This is a genomic window from Nocardioides sp. (assembly GCF_034670285.1).
Classification (GTDB): domain Bacteria; phylum Actinomycetota; class Actinomycetes; order Propionibacteriales; family Nocardioidaceae; genus Nocardioides.
The window spans coordinates 1-6,670 of record NZ_JAXMNS010000200.1 but is presented as its reverse complement, the minus strand read 5'-3'; the positions used below and the strand labels follow the sequence as shown (position 1 = coordinate 6,670).

General features: G+C 71.6%; 8 protein-coding genes. 2 read left to right on the top strand and 6 right to left on the bottom strand.

Annotated features, from left to right (window positions below):
- Window positions 1–37: 37 nt before the first annotated feature.
- The 4 genes from VOI19_RS11300 to murI are packed head-to-tail and all read right to left on the bottom strand — an operon-like array spanning window position 38 to window position 3,320.
- Window positions 38–703 carry an ABC-2 transporter permease gene (locus VOI19_RS11300; protein ID WP_323793065.1) on the bottom strand — a complete coding sequence of 222 codons (666 nt, stop codon included), beginning with the start codon at window positions 701–703 and terminating at the stop codon, window positions 38–40.
- On the bottom strand, window positions 645–1,724 hold the full coding sequence (locus tag VOI19_RS11295; protein ID WP_323793064.1) for an ABC transporter ATP-binding protein: 1,080 nt from the start codon (window positions 1,722–1,724) through the stop codon (window positions 645–647). The genes VOI19_RS11300 and VOI19_RS11295 overlap by 59 nt, the downstream gene beginning before the upstream one ends.
- A 34-nt stretch (window positions 1,725–1,758) precedes the next feature.
- Window positions 1,759–2,526, bottom strand: coding sequence for an MBL fold metallo-hydrolase (locus tag VOI19_RS11290; RefSeq protein ID WP_323793063.1), 768 nt, complete (start codon window positions 2,524–2,526; stop codon window positions 1,759–1,761).
- Entirely contained in the window at window positions 2,523–3,320 is a 798-nt protein-coding gene (gene murI / locus VOI19_RS11285) for a glutamate racemase (RefSeq protein WP_323793066.1), read from the bottom strand. Before murI ends, VOI19_RS11290 begins: the two co-directional genes overlap by 4 nt.
- 137 nt (window positions 3,321–3,457) lie before the next feature.
- Here murI and VOI19_RS11280 point away from each other — a divergent pair, with 137 nt between their 5' ends.
- Window positions 3,458–4,549, top strand: coding sequence for an alkaline phosphatase family protein (locus VOI19_RS11280; protein ID WP_323793062.1), 1,092 nt, complete (start codon window positions 3,458–3,460; stop codon window positions 4,547–4,549).
- 6 nt (window positions 4,550–4,555) lie between these two features.
- On the opposite strand, the gene VOI19_RS11275 is transcribed toward VOI19_RS11280, so the two are convergent.
- Entirely contained in the window at window positions 4,556–5,683 is a 1,128-nt protein-coding gene (locus tag VOI19_RS11275; protein ID WP_323793061.1) for a DUF3152 domain-containing protein, read from the bottom strand.
- 102 nt (window positions 5,684–5,785) lie between these two features.
- Here VOI19_RS11275 and VOI19_RS11270 point away from each other — a divergent pair, with 102 nt between their 5' ends.
- The gene (locus tag VOI19_RS11270; RefSeq protein WP_323793060.1) at window positions 5,786–6,145 is read left to right on the top strand and encodes a hypothetical protein; all 360 of its coding nucleotides are present in this window, start codon (window positions 5,786–5,788) and stop codon (window positions 6,143–6,145) included.
- A 4-nt stretch (window positions 6,146–6,149) separates the two neighbouring features.
- Here VOI19_RS11270 and VOI19_RS11265 read toward each other — a convergent pair.
- On the bottom strand, window positions 6,150–6,670 hold a 521-nt coding region (locus VOI19_RS11265), incomplete at its 5' end, for a pyridoxal-phosphate dependent enzyme (RefSeq protein WP_323793059.1).

Sequence of the window (6,670 nt, the reverse complement as noted above, 5' to 3'; positions counted from 1 at the left end):
GGCGCGTGTCCGCGCCGACTCGGCGAGAAGCTGACGGCTACTTCACCTCTGCCCGGAGGATCCGCAGGACGCCGAGCGCCAGGGGCAGCCCGAGCCAGAGTGCGCCGGCGGTGAGCAGGTGGCCCCACTCGGCACCCGACACCGAGAGGTCGTAGAGGGGGCCCTGGGCGTACTCGAAGTCGATCCACGGCCGCACCTTCGCGAACGTCTCGAGGTTGACCGCGAGCACGCCGAAGACCGACACCGGGATCACCCGGTAGGCCACGAAGACGACGATCGCGGCGGGGGTGTTGAGCAGCAGGCACGCGAGCGCGAAGCCGAGGCTCATCGCCAGCACCTGCGTGATCACGAAGCCGCCGAGGAACCGGCCACCCAGGTCGAACGACGTGAGGTCGGGCTGCACGACCTGGCACACGAGCGCGCACGCCAGCCCGACGACGACGGCGACCAGCACCGCGACGAGGGTGAGGACGACGCCGGTGATGTACTTCGCCAGCAGCACCCGGCCGCGACGCGGCTCGAGGGCGAAGGTCACCATCGCCGTGCGCTGGGTCCACTCGCTCGTGACCAGCATGATCGCGAGCACCGGCAGCACCACCGCAGTGATGTAGCTGGCGAAGAAGGCGAAGTCGCCCGCGGAGGACTCACCGTCCTGAAGGAGCACGACGAGCAGCAACCCGCCCTCGACGATGATGATCAGCACCGCGATCGCGGCGACCAGCCAGAAGCTCGCCAGCGTGTTGACCGCCTTGCGCAGCTCGACCTCGGCACGAGCGAGGCCACGCCGGCTCCTCTCGCTGCGTGCCGGCCGTCAGCTCGAGGAACAGGTCCTCGAGACCACCCTCGACCGCACGCAGGTCGGTCAGCACCAGTCCGTGCTCGGCCGCCGCGCGGCCGACGTCCACGCTCGCGCACGGTGCGCTCACTCCCCCGGGGCCGCGGACGGCGGCGATGCCCCGCTCGCGCAGGACGGCGACCAGCCGGTCGTCGTCCAGCGACCTGACCTGGGTGGAGGCCTGGGTGGAGGCCCGGGTGGAGGCCTGCGTGCCGCTCGTCGCAGTGCCGGACCTGCTCGCGAGCAGGCTCTGCTTGTCGCCCTGGGCGAGGATCCGACCCCGACCGATCAGAATCATCTCGTCGGCGATCAGCTCGACCTCGTGGAGCAGATGGCTCGAGAGCAGCACCGTGCCGCCGCGGTCGGCGTAGCCCTTCAGCAGCCCGCGCATCCAGCGGATGCCGGCCGGGTCGAGGCCGTTGGCCGGCTCATCGAGGATCAGCACCCGGGGGTCACCGAGCAGCGCGTGGGCGATCCCGAGACGCTGCTTCATGCCGAGCGAGTAGTGCCGCAACCGCCGGGTCGACTCCTCGCCCGAGAGTGAGACGAGGTGCAGCATCTCGTCGACCCGCGCCTGGGGAAGCCCCATGGTGAGAGCGCCCAAGGTGAGGATCTCGCGCCCGGTGCGACCGCCGTGCTGGGCGCCGGCGTCGAGCAGCACGCCGACGTGGCGGCCCGGGTTGGGGAGGTCGCCGTAGCGATGGCCACCGATCGTCGCGGTCCCGGACGACGCCGAGGTGAGTCCGACGATGATGCGCATCGTCGTCGTCTTGCCCGCGCCGTTGGGTCCCAGGAACCCGGTCACCCGACCGGGACGGCACTCGAAGCTGACGTCGTCGACGGCGGTGAAGCCGCCATAGCGCCGGGAGAGGTGCTCGACCGTGATCATGGCGTCACTGTGCCGCATGAGGGCCGACGCCGCCTCAGAGCTCGTAGACGCCGCCCGCCGAGGCCAGCTCGACCGGACCGGAGTACGCCGTACGGGCCTCGGCCTCCATCGCGTCGCGGTCGAACCACGGAGGCACGTGCGTCAGGACCAGTCGACCGACCTGCGACCGGGCGGCGACCGAGCCGGCGTCCACGCCGGTCAGGTGCACCCCGGGCGGGTTGTCGTCGATGTCGCGGAACGACGCTTCGCACAGCAGCAGGCGCACGTTGGCCGCGACCCGGTCGAGGCCCTCGCACGGGGCGGTGTCGCCGCTGTAGCCGAGGGTCGAGCCGTCGGCGGTGATGCGCAGGCCGTAGGCCTCGATCGGGTGCTCGACGGGGATCGGCACGATGCTGAAGGGCCCGATCGAGAACGGGCCGTCGTAGGTGCGGAAGTCGAACTCCTCGTGCATGCCCGGGTCGAGCGGCAGCTCGTAGGCGCGAGCGACCCGGTCGGCGGTGCCCGCGGGACCCCAGACCGGGATCCGCGGCGGCGGCCCGGACGGGTGGTACTTGCGCATCACGTAGTAGCCGCACATGTCGAGGCAGTGGTCGGCGTGGTGGTGGCTGATGAGCACCGCGTCGATCGTCAGCGGGTCGACGTAGCGGTGCAGCTGACCCAGCGACCCGTTGCCGAGGTCGAGCAGGATCCGCCAGGTGCGCTTCTCCTCGCCGTCGCCGACGTCGGCCTCGAGGAGGTAGCAGCTCGCAGCCGAGTCCGGGCCCGGGTAGGACCCTGAGCATCCAACGATCGTGAGCTTCACAGGCGTCCCCCTCGATAGGCCCCGGCGAACTGGGTGGCCTCCACCATCTCAGGTCCGAGGAAACGGCGGCCGATGGTCTCGAACTCGGCCGGCGAACCGGTCGTGAGGAAGCGGTACGTCGGCTCGCCGTCCTCGCGCATGAGTCCGGTGTCGGCGAGCATCCGGTAGACGTCCTTCGCGCACTCCTCCGCACTGCTCACCAAGGTCACCGCGCCGCCCATGACGTAGGAGATGACACCGGTCAGCAACGGGTAGTGGGTGCAGCCCAGGATCAGCGTGTCGACCCCGGCCTCGGTGAGCGGGTCGAGGTAGGAGTGGGCGGCCTCGAGCAGCTCGTCGCCGCCGGTCACGCCCGCCTCGACGAAGTCGACGAACGCCGGGCAGGTGCGGGTGCTGAGCTCGAGGTGCGGGGCCGCGGCGAAGGCGTCGTCGTAGGCCATCGACTCCGCCGTAGAGGCGGTGCAGATGACGCCGATGCGGCCGTTGCGACTCGCCGCGACCGCACGCCGGGTCGCCGGGTAGATGACCTCCACCACCGGGACGTCGTAGCGCTCGCGCGCGTCGCGGAGCATCGCCGCGGAGGCGGAGTTGCAGGCGATGACGAGCGCCTTCACCCCGAGGTCGACGAGGTGGTCGAGGCACTCGAGGGCGTACTCCCGCACCTCGGCGATCGGCTTGGGCCCGTAGGGCTGGCGCGCGGTGTCGCCGACGTAGAGCAGCGACTCGTGCGGCAGCTGGTCGATGACCGAGCGCGCGACCGTGAGCCCGCCGAAGCCGGAGTCGAAGATGCCGATCGGGGCGTCGCGTTGCTCACGGGTGGGCTCACGGGTGGGCTCGCTGGCGGGACCGTCGGCGCGACTCGGCGGGGGCTGGTGCACGAGAACAACCTACGACCTGCCCGTCGGTTCGCCGACGACGTAGGGTGCGAGGCGTGGTCTTCGTGCGCAGCATCACCCGGCTCAGCCCGTTCCTCGCGACCGTCTCGCTCGTCGCCGTCGCCCTGACGGTGCCGTCGAGCGCGACCGCGGAGCCCACGCCCGAGGGCACCTCCGACCGGGCCCCCGACCGGGCCTCGGATCGGGCACCGTCGGCGCTCGAGCGCCGCAACGACCCGGACCCGCAGGTCCTGGTGATCTCGATCGACGCCCTCAACCCCAACGCCCTGCGCAAGCTCGGCCGCAAGGGCGCCCCCAGCCTCTGGCGCCTGGTCGACGAGGGCGCGGCCACGCTGAACGCCCGCACGCAGCGCGAGCTCACCGTGACGCTGCCCAACCACACGAGCATGGTCACCGGACGCCGGATCGATGCCTCCGCAGGCGGTCACGGGGTGACCTGGAACGACGACGACCCGGGCCGACCGGCCACCGTCCACGCCGCGGCCGGCGAGAACGTCGAGTCGCTGTTCAGCGCCGCCCACGACGCCGGCCTGAGCACCGCGCTGTTCGCCACCAAGACGAAGTTCTCGCTCTTCGCGAGCTCCTGGCCCGCGGCGCTCGACCGGGTGACGATCAAGGAGGAGCGCGACGGCGCCGTCGTCAAGGCCGTGCGCCGAGACCTCCTCCGCGACCGCGCGGTGACCTTCGTGCACCTCGGTCTCGCCGACAAGACCGGCCACGCCAAGAGCTTCATGAGCCGCGCCTACCTGCGCGCCGTACGACGTCTCGACGGGTTGGTGGGCGGCATCCTCGACGACGCCGACCGGCGACCCGCCCTCGACGACCTGAGCATCGTGCTCACCTCCGACCACGGCGGTCTGCCCGGCACGACCGACCACAGTCCGGCCGACAAGCTCGCCGACTACCGCGTGCCGTTCTCCGTCTGGGGGCCGGGCATCTCGCCGGTCGACCTCTACGACGTCAACCCGGGCTACCGCGACCCGAAGCGCAAGCGCACCCGCCTGAAGGGCAAGCAGCCCGTGCGCAACGGTGACGTCGCCAACGTCGCCCTCGGGCTCCTCGGCGTCGATCCGATGCCCGGCAGCCGGTTCGGCAAGAAGCGCCCGCTGCGCCTCACGGCGCGCTGAGCCGGCTCAGCGCAGCTCGGCCGCGGTCGGCCAGGGGTTGAAGACGCACCCGTTGGTGCCCTTCGACTGCTGCATCATCACCGGTGCCGGGCGTCCTGCTCCCGGGCAGCTGGAGTGTCCCTTGCCGAGCCAGTGCCCGACCTCGTGGTTGACCACCATGTGGCGGTAGTCGCGCAGCGACCGACCGCCCGCGTTCCAGGGCGGGGTCGCCTGCTGCCACCTCGTCTGGTTGATGATCACGTAGCGCCCGACCCGGCACGAGTAGGTGGCGCTGCACTGGCTGGAGAAGCTCGGCACCGTGCTCGCCTCGGCCAGCACCAGGCTGAAGGAGCCACCGCTGGCGACGCGGCGGAACTGCACGCCCTTGGACCGCCAGCCGCGGGCGTCGTTGAAGGTCTGACGGGCGAGTCGCGCGAACTCCTTCACGCTGGCGGTGATGCGGCCCCGCGTGGTGACCGAGTAGGTGGCGGTGCGCTGCACGCCGACGCGGTGCTTGACCCGTCCCTGGACCTTCGAGTCGGAGACTGCCCGCTGGTAGCCGTCGACGTGCGAGACGACCCGGACGCGCAGTCGGTGACCGACGTCGCCCGGGGCGAAGCGGTAGGTGCGACCGGTGGCGCCCTTCACCCTCTTGCCGTCGCGCAGCCACCGATAGCTGACCCGGTCGGACTCGACCTTCCATCGCCCGGCGGTCGCGCGGACGGTGCGGGTGTAGCGCGGGACACCGATCACCCGCGGTCGCACACGAAGCACCTGGGTGCCGCGCCGCACCCGGTCGGTCGACTCCGACACCGCGCTGCTCCGGCCGGCCTCCTCGCCGTCCGGGTGGGTGGCCGTGACCTGCACGCTCAGGCGCCCACCGAGGTCGGCACGGCGCACGTCGTACGACGACCCACGTGCCTTGCCGATCGGCTCGCCGTCGCGCAGCCACCGGTAGGTGAGGCTCACCTCGGCCGGGTCCCACGCCCCGGGATCCGCGCGCAGCGTGCGACCGAAGGCGGCCGTGCCGCGCACGCTGGGCGCCTCGAGGTTGACGACCGCGCCCTCCTCGGCAGCCGCCGGTGTCTTCGGGGCCAGCACGGCGCCCACGAGCAGGAGAGTGATGACGGACATCAGAGCCGGACGCGCACGCATGTCCACACCGTAGATGGGCACGGGAGACCTGACGTAGGAAATCCCCCCACTGGCTGCCGACACGTCGACAGTCGCCGAACCCTCCCTCGGAGGTGGTGCGCCGTGAGCACGCTGGCCGACCTGCTGTCCGACCCTGCCACGTGGACCGACCGGACCGCGCTGGTGGCTGCGATCGTCGCCGATCTCGGCGTCGACGACGCCGTCGCACGCACCATCGCTGCACGCCTCGCCGAGACCGAGCTGACCCAGCAACGCCGCCGTCAGGTCACCGAGGCCGGCGACGACGTCGTGCAGGGGCTCACTGCCGCCGTCTACGCCCTCGAGCTGGACGACCGGCCTCGCGCCGAGACCTACCTGCGCCAGACGCTGTACGTCGCCAGCGAGCTGGTGACCGAGCTGAACGCCGACCGGGCCTTCCTGCGATCGGCGCCGGCCCACCTCACCACTCGGCAAGCGGTCTGAGCGCTCACGCCCAGAGCTGGCCCTCGAGCTGGTCCTCGGCCTCGTCGATCGTGCCCTCGTAGGCGCCGGTCGAGAGGTACTTCCAGCCGCCGTCGCAGACGACGAACGCGATGTCGGCGCGCTCGCCGGCCTTGACCGCCTTGGCCGCCTGGCCGAGCGCGGCGTGCAGGATCGCGCCGGTCGAGATCCCGGCGAAGATGCCCTCCGCCTCCAGCAGCTCGCGCGTGCGTCGTACGGCGTCACGCGGGCCCACCGAGAAGCGCGAGTCGATCAGGTCGGCGTCGTACAGCTCGGGCACGAAGCCCTCGTCGAGGTTGCGCAGGCCGTAGACCAGCTCGCCGTAGCGCGGCTCGGCGGCGACGATCTTCACGTCGGGCTGGTGCTTGCGGAAGAACCGGCTGACACCCATGAGCGTGCCCGTCGTGCCGAGACCGGCCACCACGTGGGTGACCGACGGGAGGTCGGCCAGGATCTCGGGGCCGGTGCCTTCCTCGTGCGCGAGGGCGTTCGCGGCGTTGCCGTACT